We start from the raw sequence: 15,622 nt of genomic DNA, 5'->3' as shown, positions 1-15,622 counted from the left end.
AACCCGCGGCGAACGGTCACCCGGGGTGGGGTGACGAGCGCCCTACTCGCCCGCTCTGTCGGCCTTCTCGCCCAGTCTGTTGGCCGTGTGCACGGCCCGCAGGACCGCCGCGGCCTTGTTGCGGCACTCCTGGTCCTCGGCGACCGGGTCGGAGTCGGCGACGACGCCCGCGCCCGCCTGGACGTACGCCGTGCCGTCCCGGAGCAGGGCGGTGCGGATGGCGATGGCGGTGTCGGAGTCGCCGGCGAAGTCGAGGTAGCCGACACAGCCGCCGTACAGGCCCCGACGTGACGGCTCCAGCTCGTCGATGATCTGCATCGCGCGGGGCTTGGGTGCGCCGGAGAGGGTGCCGGCGGGGAAGCAGGCGGTGAGGACGTCGAAGGCGGTGCGGCCCTCGGCGACCTTCCCGGTGACCGTGGAGACGATGTGCATGACGTGCGAGTACCGCTCGACGGACATGAAGTCGACGACCTCGACGGAGCCGGGCTCGCAGACTCGCCCCAGGTCGTTGCGCCCGAGGTCGACGAGCATCAGGTGCTCGGCGCGCTCCTTGGGGTCGGCCATCAGCTCCTCGGCGAGGGCCTGGTCCTCCTGCGGGGTGGCCCCGCGCGGCCGGGTGCCGGCGATGGGGTGCACCATGGCCTGCCCGTCCTCGACCTTAACCAGGGCCTCCGGGCTGGATCCCACGACGTCGAAGCCGTCGAAGCGGAAGAGGTACATGTACGGCGAGGGGTTGGTGGCCCTGAGGACCCGGTAGACGTCCAGCGCGCTGGCCGTGCACGGGGTCTCGAAGCGCTGGGAGGGGACGACCTGGAAGGCCTCGCCCGCGCGGATGCGCTCCTTGATGTCCTCGACGGCCACCTGGAAGTCGGGGCCGCCCCACAGCGCGGTGTACTCGGGGAGCTCTGAGGGCGGCAGGACGGCGGGCGGCTGGGCGACCGGGCGGGACAGGTCCGCCTCCATCGCGTCCAGCCGGGCCACGGCGTCGGCGTGGGCCTCGTCGACGCCGGTGGCGAGGTCGTTGTGGTTGATCGCGTTGGCGATCAACAGGACCGAGCCCTCCCAGTGGTCCATGACGGCGAGGTCGCTGGTGAGGAGCATGGTCAGCTCGGGGAGCCGGAGGTCGTCGCGCTCCCCCGGGCCGATCTTCTCCAGGCGGCGCACGATGTCGTAGCCGAGGTAGCCGACCATGCCGCCGGTGAAGGGGGGCAGGTCCTGGGTGTGCGGAGTGTGCAGGGCCTCGATGGTGGCGCGCAGGGCGGCCAGCGGGTCGCCGTCGACGGGCACGCCGACGGGCGGGGTGCCGAGCCAGTGGGCCTGGCCGTCGCGGGCGGTGAGGGTGGCGGCGGAGCGGACGCCCACGAAGGAGTAGCGAGACCACTGGTACGCCGTGCGGCCGTTCTCGGCGGACTCCAGCAGGAAGGTGCCGGGGCGCTCGGCGGCGAGCTTGCGGTAGAGCGCGACCGGGGTGTCGCCGTCGGCGAGGAGCTTGCGGGTGACCGGGATGACACGCCGGTCGGTCGCGAGCTTGCGGAAGGTCTCGAGGTCCATGGCGGCAGACCTTACTGACCGGAGGCCGCGGCGCCGGAACCGGCACCGTCCTCGAGGAGCACGTCGGCGTCGAAGCAGGTGCGGTCGCCGGTGTGGCAGGCGGCGCCCACCTGGTCGACCTTGACCAGCACGGTGTCGCCGTCGCAGTCGAGGGCGACCGACTTCACCCACTGGAGGTGGCCGGAGGTGTCTCCCTTGACCCAGTACTCCTGGCGGCTGCGCGACCAGTAGGTGCAGCGGCCGGTGGTGAGGGTCCGGTGCAGCGCCTCGTCGTCCATCCAGCCGAGCATCAGCACCTCGCCGGTGTCGTACTGCTGGGCGATGGCGGGGAGGAGTCCGTCGGCGCTGCGCTTGAGGCGGGCGGCGATCTCGGGGGCGAGGCCACTGGACGGGGTCGTGCCCGTCGTACCGGTCGAACTGGTCATGGGTGCCATTGTGCCGCGCGGCACCGACAGTGACGGTCCGTGTCCACTGTCCGGACGGTGAGTGTGGTCGTAGGCTGATCCCATGTCGACCTTCGCCAAGCGTGAACGGCTTCTGCTCGCCGACCTCTTGGAGACCGCCGGTCCCGAGGCACCGACCCTCTGCGAGGGCTGGACGACCCGTGATCTGGCCGCGCACGTGGTGGTGCGCGAACGCCGGCCGGACGCGGCCGGGGGCACCGTGATCAAGCAGCTGGCGCCGCGCCTCGAGAAGGTGACGGCCGAGTTCGCGGCGAAGCCGTACGAGGAGCTGATCCAGCTGATCCGCACCGGTCCGCCGCGGTTCTCGCCGTTCCAGCTCAAGCAGGTGGACGAGGCGGCGAACACGGTCGAGTTCTACGTGCACGCCGAGGACGTCCGCCGGGCCCAGCCGGACTGGTCGCCGCGGGAGCTGGACCCGGTCTTCCAGGACGCCCTGTGGTCCCGTCTGGAGCGCACCGCGCGGCTGCTCGGCCGGGGGGTGCCGACGGGCCTGGTGCTGCGCCGCCCGGACGGCCAGACGGCGGTCGCCCATCGCGGCGCCCCCGTGGTGACGGTGACCGGGGAGCCCTCCGAGCTGCTGATGTACGCCTTCGGTCGGCAGAGCACGGCCAAGGTGGAGGTGGAGGGCGACGAGAACGCGATCGCCAAGCTGCACGAGTCCCGGTCGCTGGGGCTCTGAGGAGTCCCGGCGCCGGGGCCCTTCAGCGGACCGGGTGGCCCGCGTCCCGCAGGGTCTGCTTGACCTCGCCGATCCTCAGGTCGCCGAAGTGGAAGACGGAGGCGGCGAGGACCGCGTCCGCGCCCGCCGTGACGGCCGGCGGGAAGTGGGACAGGGCGCCGGCGCCGCCGGAGGCGATGACCGGGACGGTGACGTGCTTGCGCACGGCACTGATCATCTCCAGGTCGTAGCCGTCCTTGGTGCCGTCCGCGTCCATCGAGTTGAGCAGGATCTCGCCCGCGCCCAGCTCGGCGGCCCGGTGGGCCCACTCAACCGCGTCGATGCCGGTGCCGCGGCGGCCGCCGTGGGTCGTCACCTCGAAGGAACCCGACTCGGTGCGGCGGGCGTCGACCGACAGGACCAGGACCTGGCGGCCGAAGCGTTCCGCGATCTCGCGGATCAGGTCCGGGCGGGCGATGGCCGCCGTGTTGACGCCCACCTTGTCGGCGCCGGCACGCAGCAGCTTGTCGACGTCCTCCGCCGTGCGGACGCCGCCGCCCACCGTCAGCGGGATGAAGACCTGCTCGGCCGTGCGGCGCACCACGTCGTAGGTGGTCTCCCGGTCGCCCGAGGACGCGGTGATGTCCAGGAAGGTCAGTTCGTCGGCGCCCTCCGCGTCGTACACCTTGGCCATCTCGACCGGGTCGCCCGCGTCGCGCAGGTTCTGGAAGTTGACGCCCTTGACGACCCGGCCGCCGTCCACGTCCAGGCAGGGGATGACTCGGACCGCCAGGGTCATGAATCCACGGCTCCTCGGTATGCCTCTAGCTCTGCCTCGACCAGGATGCGCGGGTCGACGAAGCCGGTCACCACGACGAACGTGGTCACCGGGCGCACCCGGTCGAAGACCTCCTTGTGGGCGCGTCCCACCGCGTCCATGTCGCGCGCGTGCGCCAGGAACAGGCGGGTGCGGATCACGGACTCGGGTCCGAGCCCGAACTCGGCGATCGCCTCCAGGGCGGTGGCGAAGGCCACCTTGGCCTGCTCGTAGGGGTCGCCCTCCCCGTACAGCACGGTGCCCTTGAAGGACGTCGTACCGCCCACCACCACCAGGTCGCCCGCCGCGACGGCACGGGCGAATCCGAAGGGCTCCTCCCAGGGGCTTCCGCTCTGCACGCGCCGTACGGCCTGTGACGTCATCGGGACACTGCCTCCAGAGCTTCTTCCAAGGTGAACGCCTTGGCGTACAGGGCCTTCCCGACGATGGCGCCCTCGACACCGAGGGGTACCAGCTCGGCCAGGGCCCGGAGGTCGTCCAGCGACGACACGCCGCCGGAGGCCACGACCGGCCGGTCCGTCGCCGCGCACACGTTTTTCAGGAGCTCCAGGTTCGGGCCCTGGAGGGTGCCGTCCTTGGCGATGTCGGTGACGACGTACCGGGCGCAGCCCTCCTTGTCGAGGCGGGCGAGCGTCTCGTAGAGGTCGCCGCCGTCGCGGGTCCAGCCGCGGCCCCTGAGGGTCGTACCGCGCACGTCCAGGCCGACGGCGATCCTGTCGCCGTGCTCGGCGATGACCTTGGCGACCCACTCCGGGGTCTCCAGGGCGGCCGTGCCGAGGTTGACCCGGGTGCAGCCGGTGGCGAGGGCCGCGGCCAGGGTGGCGTCGTCGCGGATGCCGCCGGACAGCTCGACCTTGATGTCCATCGCCCCGGTGACCTCGGCGACCAGCGCCCGGTTGTCGCCGGTGCCGAACGCCGCGTCCAGGTCGACCAGGTGCAGCCACTCGGCGCCCGACCGCTGCCAGGCGAGGGCGGCCTCCAGGGGGGAGCCGTAGGAGGTCTCGGTGCCCGACTCGCCGTGCACGAGGCGGACGGCCTGGCCGTCGCGGACGTCGACGGCGGGGAGGAGTTCGAGCATGCTCACAGTGTTCCGATCCAGTTGGTGAGGAGCTGGGCGCCGGCGTCGCCGGACTTCTCGGGGTGGAACTGGGTGGCCCACAGGGCGCCGTTCTCCACGGCGGCCACGAACGGCTTGCCGTGCGTCGACCAGGTCACCTTGGGGGCGTGCATGGCGGCGTTGTGCGTCTCCAGGGTCCAGTCGTGGACGGCGTAGGAGTGCACGAAGTAGAAGCGTGCGTCGGCGTCCAGGCCGGCGAACAGCTCGGAGCCGGCCGGCACGTCCACGGTGTTCCAGCCCATGTGGGGGACGATCTCGGCCTGCAGCGGCTCGACCGAGCCGGGCCACTCGTCGAGGCCCTCGGTCTCCACGCCGTGCTCGATGCCGCGGGCGAACAGGATCTGCATGCCGACGCAGATGCCCATCACCGGCCGCCCGCCGGACAGCCGGCGGTCGATGATCCAGTCGCCGCGCGCCCCGCGCAGGCCCTCCATGCAGGCGGCGAAGGCGCCGACACCGGGCACCAGCAGGCCGTCCGCGTTCATGGCCCGGTCGAAGTCGCGGGTGATCTCGACGTCGGCCCCGGTACGGGCGAGGGCGCGCTCGGCGGACCGGACGTTGCCGAAGCCGTAGTCGAAGACGACGACCTTCTTCGCGGATCCGCTCAATTCCACACCTCCAGCCTCATGACGCCCGCCACCAGGCACATCGCGGCACCGATCGAGAGCAGCACGATCAGGCTGGCGGGCATCTTCTGCTTGACGAAGGAGACGATGCCGCCGACCAGGAAGAGTCCGACGACGATCAGTAGGGTCGAGAGGCCGTTCATCGCTTACAGCGCGCCCTTCGTCGAGGGGAGGATGCCGGCCGCGCGCGGGTCGCGCTCGGAGGCGTAGCGCAGCGCCCGCGCAAGCGCCTTGAACTGGCACTCCACGATGTGGTGCGCGTTGCGCCCGTACGGCACGTGCACGTGCAGGGCGACCTGCGCCTGCGCGACGAAGGACTCCAGGATGTGCCGGGTCATGGTGGTGTCGTACTCGCCGATCATCGGCGCCATGTTCTCCGGCTCGGTGTGCACGAGGTACGGGCGGCCGGAGAGGTCGACCGTCACCTGGGCGAGGGACTCGTCCAGCGGGACCGTGCAGTTGCCGAAGCGGTAGATGCCGACCTTGTCGCCGAGGGCCTGCCTGAAGGCGGCGCCGAGGGCGAGGGCGGTGTCCTCGATGGTGTGGTGCGAGTCGATGTGCAGGTCGCCGTCGGTCTTCACGGTGAGGTCGAACAGACCGTGCCGGCCGAGCTGGTCGAGCATGTGGTCGTAGAAGCCGACGCCGGTGGCGATGTCGGTCCTGCCGGTGCCGTCGAGGTCGATCTCGACGAGGACCGCGGTCTCCTTGGTGGTGCGCTCCACGCGCCCTACGCGGGTCATGCGTCCAACTCCTTCGTGACTTCACGGACCGCGTCGAGGAACGCGTCGTTCTCTTCGGGGGTTCCGGCGGAGACCCGCAGGTACCCGGGCACGCCGTTGTCCCGGACGAGGACTCCCCGGTCGAGGATCTTCTGCCACACGGCGTGCGGGTCCCGGAACCGCCCGAACTGCACGAAGTTGGCGTCGGACTCGGTGACGTCGAGGCCCGCCGCGCGCAGCTCGGAGACCAGCCGGTCCCGCTCGGCCTTCAGTTGCTCCACGTACTTCAGCAGCGTGTCGGTGTGCTCCAGGGCGGCCAGCGCGGTCGCCTGGGTGACCGCCGACAGGTGGTACGGCAGCCGTACCAGCTGGACGGCGTCGACCACCGCGGGGTGCGCGGCGAGGTAGCCGAGGCGCAGGCCGGCCGCGCCGAAGGCCTTCGACATGGTCCGGGAGACGACGAGATGCGGCCGGCCTTCGAGCAGCGGCAGCAGCGAGGCGCCGTGGCTGAACTCGACGTAGGCCTCGTCCACGACGACGATCGAGGGCTTGGCCGCCTGGGCGGCCTCGTAGAGCGCGAGGACCGTCCCGGCCGGGACCGCGTTGCCGGTGGGGTTGTTGGGGGTGGTGATGAAGACGACGTCGGGCTGGTGCGCGGCGACGGCCGCCGAGGCCGCCTCGACGTCGAGGGTGAAGTCGTCGTTGCGCGGGCCGGAGATCCAGCGGGTGCCGGTGCCGCGCGAGATGAGCGGGTGCATCGAGTACGACGGTTCGAAGCCGATCGCGCTGCGGCCCGGCCCGCCGAAGGTCTGCAGCAGCTGCTGGATGACCTCGTTGGAGCCGTTGGCCGCCCACACGTTCGCGGCGGAGAGCGGGTGGCCGCCGGTCCGCGTCAGGTACTTCGCCAGCTCGGTGCGGAGCTGGGCCGCGTCCCGGTCGGGGTAGCGGTTGAGGTCGCGGGCGGCCTCGCGCACCCGCTCCGTGATCCGCTCGACCAGCGGTTCGGGCAGCGGGTACGGGTTCTCGTTGGTGTTCAGCCGTACCGGGACGTCCAGTTGGGGCGCACCGTAGGGGGACTTGCCGCGCAGCTCGTCCCGGACGGGGAGATCGTCGATGCCTGTCACTTGCCTTCGGGTACCTTCCAGCCGAACCTCGCCTTGATCGCCGCGCCGTGCGCGGGCAGGTCCTCCGCCTCCGCCAGCGTGACCACGTGGTGCGCGACCTCGGCCAGCGCGTCCTTCGTGTAGTCGACGATGTGGATGCCGCGCAGGAAGGACTGGACGGACAGCCCGGAGGAGTGGCAGGCGCAGCCGCCGGTGGGCAGCACGTGGTTGGACCCGGCGGCGTAGTCGCCGAGGGAGACCGGCGCCCAGGGTCCGATGAAGACCGCGCCCGCGTTCTTCACCCGGTCGGCCACGGCGGCGGCGTCGGCCGTCTGGATCTCCAGGTGCTCGGCGCCGTACGCGTCGACGACCCTCAGGCCCTCCTCGACCCCGTCGACCAGGACGATCGCGGACTGCCGGCCCCTCAGGGCGGGCACGATCCGGTCCTCGACGTGCCGGGTGGCCGCGACCTGCGGTTCGAGCTCCTTCTCGACCGCGTCCGCCAGCTCCACCGAGTCGGTGACCAGCACGGCGGCGGCCAGCGGGTCGTGCTCGGCCTGGCTGATCAGGTCGGCGGCGACGTGCACCGGGTCGGCGGTGGCGTCCGCGAGCACCGCGATCTCGGTCGGCCCGGCCTCCGCGTCGATGCCGATCCTGCCGGTGAAGTAGCGCTTGGCGGCGGCCACCCAGATGTTGCCGGGGCCGGTCACCATGGCGGCGGGCGGGCACGACTCGGTGCCGTACGCGAACATCGCGACGGCGGTGGCGCCACCGGCGGCGTAGACCTCGTCGACGCCGAGCAGGGCGCAGGCGGCGAGGATCGTCGGGTGCGGGAGGCCGCCGAACTCGGCCTGGGCCGGTGAGGCGAGGGCGACGGACGGGACGCCGGCCTCCTGGGCGGGCACCACGTTCATGATCACGGAGGACGGGTAGACCGACCGGCCGCCGGGCGCGTACAGCCCGACGCGCTCCACGGGCACCCACTTCTCGGTCACGGAGCCGCCCGGCACGACCTGGGTGGTGTGGGTGGTGCGACGCTGCTCGCGGTGGACGAGACGGGCCCGCCTGATGGACTCCTCCAGGGCCGCGCGCACGGCCGGGTCGAGCTCGGCCAGTGCCTTGGCCAGGGCCTCGGCCGGGACCCGCACCTGCTCCAGAGCCACCCCGTCGAACTTCTCGGCGAAGTCGATCAGCGCCGCGTCGCCCCGATGATGCACGGCCTCGCAGATCGGGCGCACCTTCTCCAGGGCGGCCGAGACGTCGAAGTCGGCTCGGGGCAGCAGGTCGCGCAGGGCGGGGCCCTCGGGAAGGGCGTCGCCGCGCAGATCGATTCGAGAGATCACGGAATCAATTCTCTCAGACGGCACTCGGGGCCCGTCCGCACGTATCAATGGCTGATACAGACCGGGGACCGACGGCCGGCACATAGCCTGACCGGAAACCCGGAAGACGACCTTCACTTTGTGTGTTCGAGGCATGACCCACCGGGCATCACCGGTGGTACCGACCACGACTGACGAGTAGTTGAGGAAGAAGGAATTGCCGTGACCGAGGGGGACGGCGTCCGGGACGGGGACCTGCCGGACGATCTGACCGCGGCCGAGGCCGGTATGTGGCAGGCGTTCCGCAACGGCAGTGTGTACGACCTGAGCAGCGGCGACCCGCGTGTGGACGACCCGCACGGCGGCCACCCGTGGGGGCCGGAGCGGACCGTGCGGGCGCGGATCGTCTGCTGGCTGCTGCTCGACGGGCCGCCGGCGCTGGCCGGCCGGGTGTCCTCGCTGAAGCTCTCCGGCGTCCGCGTCACCGGCACGCTGGACCTGGCGGGCGGCACGGTCAAGCCGTACGTGGAGCTGCGCGGCTGCCGGTTCGACGACGAGATACTGCTGCCGGAGGCGTACTTCACGACCGTGCGGTTCGTGGACTGCGCGGCCCCCCGCCTGGAGGCGGCCCGGGTGCACACGGAGGGCGACCTGCACCTGCCGCGCTGCCGTTTCCTCGGCGGGGTCCGGCTGACCGACGCGCACATCGGCACCGATCTGCTGCTGAACCAGGCGGTGGTGTACCGCGACCGCAGCGGGCGGTCGATCGCGGCGGACGGTCTGACCGTCGGCCAGGACTTACAGGCGGAGCTCCTGGAGTCGCACGGGGAGCTGAGCCTGCGCGGCGCCAAGGTGGGCGCCTCGCTGAGCCTGCGCGGGGCGCGGCTGCGCAATCCCGAGGGCCGGTTCGCGCTGAACGCGCCCCAGCTGACCGTGGGCCGGACCCTCTACCTGACCCCGGCCGGGGTGGGCGGACCCTGGCAGAGCGGGACGACCCCGGCGCGCGGAACGCGGATCCAGCGCTTCGAGTGCCGGGGCGGGGTCCGGCTGGACGACGGGCGGTTCGGGGACGCGGTGGACCTGGAGCGGGCACGGTTCGTCCTCACCGACGACCAGAACCTGTCGCTGCGCCGGGTGCAGACGCCGGAGCTGCGGTTCCTCGGCGAGGAGCCACAGCTCGGCGGGGTGCTGCTGTCGGGTGCCCGGACCACCAACCTGGTCGACCGGTCGGTCAGCTGGCCGGGGCCGGGGCGTTTGCACATGGGCGGGTTCGTCTACGAGAACCTGGTCCCGCAGGGGCCCTTCCCGCTGACCCGGCGCCTGGAGTGGGTGGCGGCGGCGACCGCCGAGTACAACCCGGAGCCGTACGAGCGGCTCGCGGCCGTGCTGCGGGCCGCCGGCGAGGACGAGGACGCGCGCGAGGTGCTGCTCGCCAAGCAGCGGCGGCGCCGCGAGACCCTGCCGCTGGCCGCCAAGCTCTGGGGGTACGCGCAGGACCTGACGGTGGCCTACGGCTACCGGCCGGGCCGGGCCGCGGTCTGGATGGCGGTGCTGTGGGCGGCGGGCACGCTCGCGTTCACGCACGCGCCGCATCCGCCGATGGACTCCGGCGGTCACCCGGTGTGGGATCCGGCGCTGTTCGTCCTGGACCTGCTGCTCCCGGTGATCGACCTGGGCCAGGCCGGCCAGTGGCGGCTCACCGGCGGCTGGCAGTGGGCGGCGGCGGTGATGATCCTGCTGGGCTGGATCCTGGCGACGACGGTGGCGGCGGGGGCGACGCGGCTGCTGCGGCGGGGCTGACTTCCGCGGGGCCGACTTCCGCAGGGCCGACTTCCGCGGGGCCGATCTCCGCGGGGCCGATCTCCGCGGGGCAGGGGCCGACGGCAGTGCTCGCCGACTGGAACCGAACAGATGAACAACAGTCACCTTTTACTCGTCCTTGACCATCGCCCGTACAACTTTCATGGAATTGGTCATACCGTCTGGCGCTGCCCCGACCTGCGGACTTTCAATGGTCGACGCCATGGGTTCGCTGCGCGCGCTCTTCCGTTCCGCACGGAGGGCAACGACCGTCCCGCCTCCCGCCGCCGGACCGCTTCCGGCCGACGACGAGGTGTTCCTCGACGCGCCCGACGAACGGCTCGCTCCCGCGCTGGTCGGGGCCGGCCGGGGCGAGTACGTCCCCGCCGCGGGGCTGCTGGCCGGCACCCGGAGCGCGGCCGAGTGGGAGGAGCGGGACCGCTACGTCCGCCGGCTCGCCCTCTTCGCCCGCTCCCGCACCGAGTGGCTCGACCACTGGGCCGCGGCCGCCCCGCACGACCCGGACCTGCTGGTGGTCCAGGCGCAGCTCGCGGTGGACCACGCCTGGGACTCCCCCGCCCGCGCGGAACTGCTGCGCCCGCTCAGCCCCCTGATCACGGCGGCCGCGCGCGGCGACGACCGGGACCCGGTGCCGTGGCGGATCGCGCTCGACCACGCGCGCGGGACGAACGCCGGCCACAAGTACTTCGAGGAGCTGTGGGAGGCCGCGGTCCGCCGCGCCCCGCACCACTACGGCTGTCATGTGGCGGCGATGCGCTACCTGGGCACGTACTGGCACGGCTCGCACCGCGAGCGCTTCGACTTCGCCGACCTGGCCGCGCAGGACGCGCCGCCGGACTCCCTGGTCCAGGCCCTGCCCGCCCGCGCGGCCTTCGCCTACCTCACCGACGGCTGCGGCCCCGAGGTGCCGCGGGCCCGCCTGGACGCGGCGGCCGACCGGGCGATCGCCCTGTCCGCGCGGTTCACGGCGGCCGATCCCTGGCCGGCCGAGGTCCGCAACAAGCTGATGTACCTGCTGGTCCGGCTGGAACGCTGGGAGGCCGCCCGCACCCAGGCGCGGCTGATCGGCCCGTACGTCACGTCCTTCCCCTGGGACCGGATCTCCGACGATCCGCTGGGCCATTTCGTACGCCTGCGCGACCACCTGCTGGCCGGTGCGGAACCGCCGCCCGCGGTGGTCCTGATCCCCTCGCCCCAGGCCGCGGGACGCCCACCGACCGAGCACGGCGGACATGTTCTCGCCGATGACCACTAGGCTGTGGCGCCGTGACCACCGTCCGTCTCCCCCTCTTCCCGCTGAACTCGGTGCTGTTCCCGGGGCTGGTGCTGCCGCTGAACGTCTTCGAGGAGCGCTATCGCGCCATGATGCGCGACCTGCTGAAGACGCCCGAGGAAGAACCACGCCGGTTCGCCGTCGTGGCCATCCGCGACGGCCACGAGGTGGCACCGAGCGCACCCGGCATGCCCGATCCGACGGCCCAGCCCGAGCGGGGCCCGGCGGCCGGCTTCGGGCCCGAGCCGCTCAGGTCCTTCCACCGGGTGGGCTGTGTGGCGGACGCGGCGACGATCCGGGAGCGGGCGAACGGCACGTTCGAGGTGCTGGCGACCGGGACGACCCGGGTGCGGCTGCTCTCCGTGGACGCGTCGGGACCCTTCCTCACGGCGGAGCTGGAGGAGCTGCCGGAGGAACAGGGCGACGAGGCCGGGGCGCTGGCCGAGGGCGTCCTGCGGGCCTTCCGCCAGTACCAGAAGCGACTGGCGGGAGCGCGGGAGAGATCGCTCTCCACCGGTGTCGACCTCCCCGACGAGCCGTCCGTGGTCTCCTATCTGGTCGCGGCCGCGCTGATGCACGACACCCCCACCAAACAGCGCCTGCTCCAGGCCCCGGACACCGCCTCCCGCCTCCGTGACGAGCTGAAACTCCTTCGCTCGGAGACGGCGATCATCCGTAACCTGCCGTCACTGCCCGCGGCGGAGCTGACGCGGGCGCCGACGAGTCTGAACTGAGCAGGGGTCTTCCTGGCATGGCGAAGAAGCCGAAGAAGCAGCAGTCCGGGGGCGGCGGCACCCCGGCGACGGTGGCCCTGACCACCGCGGGGGTGGACTTCACGGTCCACTCCTACGACCACGACCCGGCCCACCCGTCCTACGGCGAGGAGGCGGCGGAGGCGATGGGGGTGTCGCCCGAGCGTGTCTTCAAGACCCTGGTCGCGGACGTCGACGGCGCGCTCACGGTGGCGGTCGTCCCGGTGGCCGGCACGCTGGACCTCAAGGCCCTGGCCACGGCGGTCGGCGGCAAACGCGCGGCGATGGCCGACCCGGCCCTGGCCGAGCGCACCACGGGTTATGTCCGCGGCGGCATCTCCCCACTGGGCCAGCGCAAGAGACTTCCCACTGTCCTGGACGCGTCGGCCTCGGGCCACCCCACGATCTGCGTCTCGGCGGGCCGCCGCGGCCTGGAGGTGGAACTCGCCCCGGCCGACCTGGCCACCCTCACGAACGCGACCCTGGCCCCCATCGGGCGTGCGTGACCTCTGGACGACGTCTCCGCGATGCGGGGGGGCCGGGGGCGGCAGCCCCCGGGGCGGGGTTGCCTAGGCCGGTGGAGCGGCGTACGGGCCGTCCTCGTACGGCGGCTCGGGGTCGCGCGGACCGAACAGCGCCGTCAGCCCCAGATGCACCAGCAACGCCGCCAGCGGCCACGCGAGCAACGCCCCCTTCGCCCCGAGCTTCAGCGGCGCCGAGAACGTCACCCCCTTGCCCACAGCCTTCGCGTGGGCGATCACATCCTGCTCCGGCCCCAGCCACACCCCGAGCCGCCAGGCCAGCAGAGAGCCGAGCAGGCCCCCGACGCCCAGCGCCACCACCAGCGGCACACCGCCGCGCCGCCGCCACGCGAACACGCCAGCCGCGCTCACCGCGCCGAAGGCCAGCGCCAGCAGGGTGAACGTTCCGTCCACCCCTGCCGCCTGCTCCCCCTCGCTGTCCTTGAGGTAGACCGCCCAGCTCTTGCCGGACTCGTCCCCCACCAGCGGCACATGCGGTGCCAGCCACAGCCACAGCAGCCCGAGCAGCACCCCGCTCACCGCCACCGCGACGGCGATCACGGCGCCCTCGCGCAGCTCGGTCTTCATCCCGGGACCGTCCTGTCCGTACTCGCCGTGCTGTCGGTGCTCCTCCGCGGCCTCCCCCGCAGGCGGCGGTGCCTGCCAGGCCTGGTGCGAGGACTGGTCGTGCGGCGGCGGAGGCGGCGTCAGCGGTGCGGTCACGATGCCATCGTGCCAGGTCGGCCTGTGGGGCGCGTCACCGGACGGCGGCCCTGCGGTACGCCAGGGTGGCGACGGCCAGGGAGACGACCCCCACCCCCGCGCACACGCCCAGGTCAGCGAGGACGACGGCCCAGTCGGGCCGCGTCCCGAAGGTGCGGGCGTAGGCCTCGACACCGTACGTGGAGGGCAGCAGGTCGCGGGCGAACCGGATGATCTCCGGCATCCGGTCCGGCGGCAGCACTCCGAGCAGCAGCGCCGCCGACATGCCGAGCTGACCGAGGAGCGTGGCGAGTTCGGGGCGCGGCGCGAGCAGTCCGCAGGCCGCGCCGAGCCCCGCCAGGGCCGCCCCCGCGAGCGGGATCACGGCGAGGAGGATCCACAGGTTCCCGAGCGGCAGCCCGAAGAGCACGCAGCCGAAGACGGCCGTCACCAGCGTCCCCGGCACGGTGAAGGAGGCGTAGGCCGCGGCCGCCCCGAGCACCACCGAGGCCGGCGGCACGGGCAGCGTGGCGTAGTGGTCGAGCCCGCCGCTCGCCCGCAGCTGTCCGAAGTACTGCGCGAGCAGGTTCAGCGCCACGAAGGCCACCACGACCACCGACGAGCCCGCCACCACGGACTGCGCCTCGCCCCGCGAGTCCACCACCCCGCGCATCATGATCATGATGCCGACGGACTGGAAGGTGGCGACGAACAGCAGCGGGATCCGGGCCACCCGGGCCCGGGACAGCTGCGCCCGGTAGACGGCCGCCAGCGCCGGCCACAGCCGCGCCCGCGGGCCCAGCTCCGCCACCGGGCCGCCCGACGCGGTCTCCTCCACGGCCAGGGCACCGCCCGGCAGAACGTCAGCGGGTACGACACTCATGTCGCGCTGCTCCCTTTCCGTGCGGCGCCTGCGGCCCGGACCGCTGCCGCGTCTTCCGGTACGCGCCCGGCCGCCGTCCTGTTCACGTCCGCCCTCACGCCTTCACCAGCCCCTGCCGTGCGGCGCCGCCCAGCGCCAGGTAGACGTCTTCCAGGCTGGGGGTGGCGAGGGTGAAGTCGTCGAGGGCGGCGAAAGCGGCCCCGCCGGTCACCGTGGCGACGGCGGCACGCGCCTCCTCGGGCGCGAGCCGCAGCGTCCAGCGCCGGCCGGACTCCAGGGCACGCTCCCGCAGGGCGGCCACCTCGGGCACGTCCAGCGGCGCCTGCTCCCGCCACACCAGTTCGACCCGCACCTCGTCGGCGACGCCTTCCTTGAGCCGCGCCGGGGTGTCGCAGGCGATGACCCGGCCCTGGTCGAGGACGGCGACCCGGTCGAGGACCGTCTCGGCCTCGATGACGTTGTGGGTGACCAGCACCACGGTGGCCCCCCGCTCGGCCCGCCGCCGGTCGACGGCGGCCCACACGGCCCGGCGGGCGACGGGGTCCATGCCGGTCGTCGGCTCGTCGAGCACGAGCAGCGGCCGCTCCCCGACCAGCGCGGCGGCGAAACAGGCGAGCCGCCGCTGTCCGCCGGAGAGCTTCTTGAGCGCCCGCCCGGCGATCGGCGTCAGGCCCAGCTCCTCCAGCACGGCGTCGCGCTCGGTGCGGGCCTGCCGTACGTCCAGTCCGCGCAGCCGCCCGGTGGTCTCGGCGGCGAGGGACACGGTCAGCTCGTCGAGGGCGCTGGACTCCTGTCCGAGGTAGGCGAGGATCCGCGCCGCCCGCTCCGGGTGCCGCACGATGTCGTGCCCGAGGATCTCGACGCTGCCCGCGTCGGGCCGCAGCAGGCCGGTCAGCTGCCGGACGAGCGTCGACTTGCCCGCCCCGTTCGGCCCGAGCAGTCCGAAGATCTCGCCGCGCCGGACATCGAGCTCCACCCCGTCGGTGGCCCGTACCGCGGGCACCGCGGGGGCGCCGCGCCGTCCTTTGACCGCGGCGTAGGTCTTGGTCAGCCCGCGCACCGCGCACACGACATCGCTCTGCCGCCGAAGTGCCTGACCCACGCCCGTACTCACAAAGCACGAGGGTACGGGGTCACCCCCGTTTACTCGCCTTTGGGGCGCCCGGCCATGCGAACCCGTGAGGACCGACGCGCCCCGCGGGGGCGCGGGGCCGCGTCGGACATGCGGCGCGCCGTGCGGGCGCGAGCAGCCCCACCGGCCCGCAGTCGCCG

The 15,622-nt window shown here is 73.0% G+C and carries 18 protein-coding genes and 1 pseudogene; 6 read left to right on the top strand and 13 right to left on the bottom strand.

Features of this window, described 5'->3' with window-relative positions; all coding sequences use genetic code 11:
- Window positions 1-42: 42 nt before the first annotated feature.
- Both AB0M11_RS16225 and hisI read right to left on the bottom strand, forming a co-directional pair.
- The gene (locus AB0M11_RS16225) at window positions 43-1,551 is read right to left on the bottom strand and encodes an anthranilate synthase component I (RefSeq protein ID WP_365705746.1); all 1,509 of its coding nucleotides are present in this window, start codon (window positions 1,549-1,551) and stop codon (window positions 43-45) included.
- 11 nt (window positions 1,552-1,562) lie between these two features.
- A complete protein-coding gene (gene hisI, locus AB0M11_RS16220) occupies window positions 1,563-1,985 on the bottom strand; it encodes a phosphoribosyl-AMP cyclohydrolase (RefSeq protein ID WP_365705812.1) in 423 nt (140 codons plus the stop codon).
- 73 nt (window positions 1,986-2,058) lie between these two features.
- Between hisI and AB0M11_RS16215 the strand changes: the two genes are divergently transcribed.
- Entirely contained in the window at window positions 2,059-2,694 is a 636-nt protein-coding gene (locus tag AB0M11_RS16215) for a TIGR03085 family metal-binding protein (RefSeq protein ID WP_365705744.1), read from the top strand.
- A gap of 22 nt (window positions 2,695-2,716) precedes the next feature.
- On the opposite strand, the gene hisF is transcribed toward AB0M11_RS16215, so the two are convergent.
- The 8 genes from hisF to hisD are packed head-to-tail and all read right to left on the bottom strand — an operon-like array spanning window position 2,717 to window position 8,419.
- Window positions 2,717-3,472 carry an imidazole glycerol phosphate synthase subunit HisF gene (hisF, locus tag AB0M11_RS16210; protein WP_365705742.1) on the bottom strand — a complete coding sequence of 252 codons (756 nt, stop codon included), beginning with the start codon at window positions 3,470-3,472 and terminating at the stop codon, window positions 2,717-2,719.
- Window positions 3,469-3,873, bottom strand: coding sequence for a RidA family protein (locus AB0M11_RS16205; protein ID WP_365705736.1), 405 nt, complete (start codon window positions 3,871-3,873; stop codon window positions 3,469-3,471). The genes hisF and AB0M11_RS16205 overlap by 4 nt, the downstream gene beginning before the upstream one ends.
- Window positions 3,870-4,595, bottom strand: a complete 726-nt coding sequence (gene priA, locus AB0M11_RS16200) for a bifunctional 1-(5-phosphoribosyl)-5-((5-phosphoribosylamino)methylideneamino)imidazole-4-carboxamide isomerase/phosphoribosylanthranilate isomerase PriA (RefSeq protein WP_365705733.1) — start codon at window positions 4,593-4,595, stop codon at window positions 3,870-3,872. Before priA ends, AB0M11_RS16205 begins: the two co-directional genes overlap by 4 nt.
- Window positions 4,592-5,242, bottom strand: a complete 651-nt coding sequence (hisH, locus tag AB0M11_RS16195) for an imidazole glycerol phosphate synthase subunit HisH (protein WP_365705731.1) — start codon at window positions 5,240-5,242, stop codon at window positions 4,592-4,594. The genes priA and hisH overlap by 4 nt, the downstream gene beginning before the upstream one ends.
- Entirely contained in the window at window positions 5,233-5,397 is a 165-nt protein-coding gene (locus AB0M11_RS16190; RefSeq protein ID WP_365705729.1) for a hypothetical protein, read from the bottom strand. The genes hisH and AB0M11_RS16190 overlap by 10 nt, the downstream gene beginning before the upstream one ends.
- Window positions 5,398-5,400: 3 nt before the next feature.
- Window positions 5,401-5,994, bottom strand: coding sequence for an imidazoleglycerol-phosphate dehydratase HisB (gene hisB, locus AB0M11_RS16185; RefSeq protein WP_365705727.1), 594 nt, complete (start codon window positions 5,992-5,994; stop codon window positions 5,401-5,403).
- Window positions 5,991-7,097, bottom strand: coding sequence for a histidinol-phosphate transaminase (locus AB0M11_RS16180; protein WP_365705725.1), 1,107 nt, complete (start codon window positions 7,095-7,097; stop codon window positions 5,991-5,993). Before AB0M11_RS16180 ends, hisB begins: the two co-directional genes overlap by 4 nt.
- On the bottom strand, window positions 7,094-8,419 hold the full coding sequence (gene hisD / locus AB0M11_RS16175; protein ID WP_365705723.1) for a histidinol dehydrogenase: 1,326 nt from the start codon (window positions 8,417-8,419) through the stop codon (window positions 7,094-7,096). Before hisD ends, AB0M11_RS16180 begins: the two co-directional genes overlap by 4 nt.
- Window positions 8,420-8,620: 201 nt before the next feature.
- Between hisD and AB0M11_RS16170 the strand changes: the two genes are divergently transcribed.
- The 5 genes and pseudogenes from AB0M11_RS16170 to ybaK all read left to right on the top strand — a co-directional run bounded on the left by AB0M11_RS16170 (window position 8,621) and on the right by ybaK (window position 12,750).
- Window positions 8,621-10,198, top strand: a complete 1,578-nt coding sequence (locus AB0M11_RS16170) for an oxidoreductase (protein WP_365705721.1) — start codon at window positions 8,621-8,623, stop codon at window positions 10,196-10,198.
- 28 nt (window positions 10,199-10,226) lie between these two features.
- Window positions 10,227-10,313, top strand: a pseudogene (locus AB0M11_RS16165) (pentapeptide repeat-containing protein); the annotation flags it as partial.
- A gap of 108 nt (window positions 10,314-10,421) precedes the next feature.
- On the top strand, window positions 10,422-11,474 hold the full coding sequence (locus AB0M11_RS16160; RefSeq protein WP_365705719.1) for a hypothetical protein: 1,053 nt from the start codon (window positions 10,422-10,424) through the stop codon (window positions 11,472-11,474).
- 11 nt (window positions 11,475-11,485) lie between these two features.
- On the top strand, window positions 11,486-12,226 hold the full coding sequence (locus AB0M11_RS16155; protein WP_365705717.1) for an LON peptidase substrate-binding domain-containing protein: 741 nt from the start codon (window positions 11,486-11,488) through the stop codon (window positions 12,224-12,226).
- A 17-nt stretch (window positions 12,227-12,243) separates the two neighbouring features.
- Window positions 12,244-12,750 carry a Cys-tRNA(Pro) deacylase gene (gene ybaK / locus AB0M11_RS16150; RefSeq protein WP_365705715.1) on the top strand — a complete coding sequence of 169 codons (507 nt, stop codon included), beginning with the start codon at window positions 12,244-12,246 and terminating at the stop codon, window positions 12,748-12,750.
- Between the two features lie 63 nt (window positions 12,751-12,813).
- Here the strand turns inward: ybaK and AB0M11_RS16145 are convergent, their stop codons facing one another.
- The 3 genes from AB0M11_RS16145 to AB0M11_RS16135 all read right to left on the bottom strand — a co-directional run bounded on the left by AB0M11_RS16145 (window position 12,814) and on the right by AB0M11_RS16135 (window position 15,419).
- Entirely contained in the window at window positions 12,814-13,488 is a 675-nt protein-coding gene (locus AB0M11_RS16145) for an AAA family ATPase (protein ID WP_365705713.1), read from the bottom strand.
- Between the two features lie 34 nt (window positions 13,489-13,522).
- Window positions 13,523-14,350, bottom strand: coding sequence for an ABC transporter permease (locus AB0M11_RS16140; RefSeq protein ID WP_365705711.1), 828 nt, complete (start codon window positions 14,348-14,350; stop codon window positions 13,523-13,525).
- 94 nt (window positions 14,351-14,444) lie between these two features.
- A complete protein-coding gene (locus tag AB0M11_RS16135) occupies window positions 14,445-15,419 on the bottom strand; it encodes an ABC transporter ATP-binding protein (protein WP_365705810.1) in 975 nt (324 codons plus the stop codon).
- Between the last annotated feature and the right edge of the window lie 203 nt (window positions 15,420-15,622).

Origin of the sequence: Streptomyces sp. NPDC051987 (assembly GCF_040680735.1) — a bacterium.
Classification (GTDB): domain Bacteria; phylum Actinomycetota; class Actinomycetes; order Streptomycetales; family Streptomycetaceae; genus Streptomyces.
This window is presented reverse-complemented; position numbering and strand designations above follow the sequence as displayed.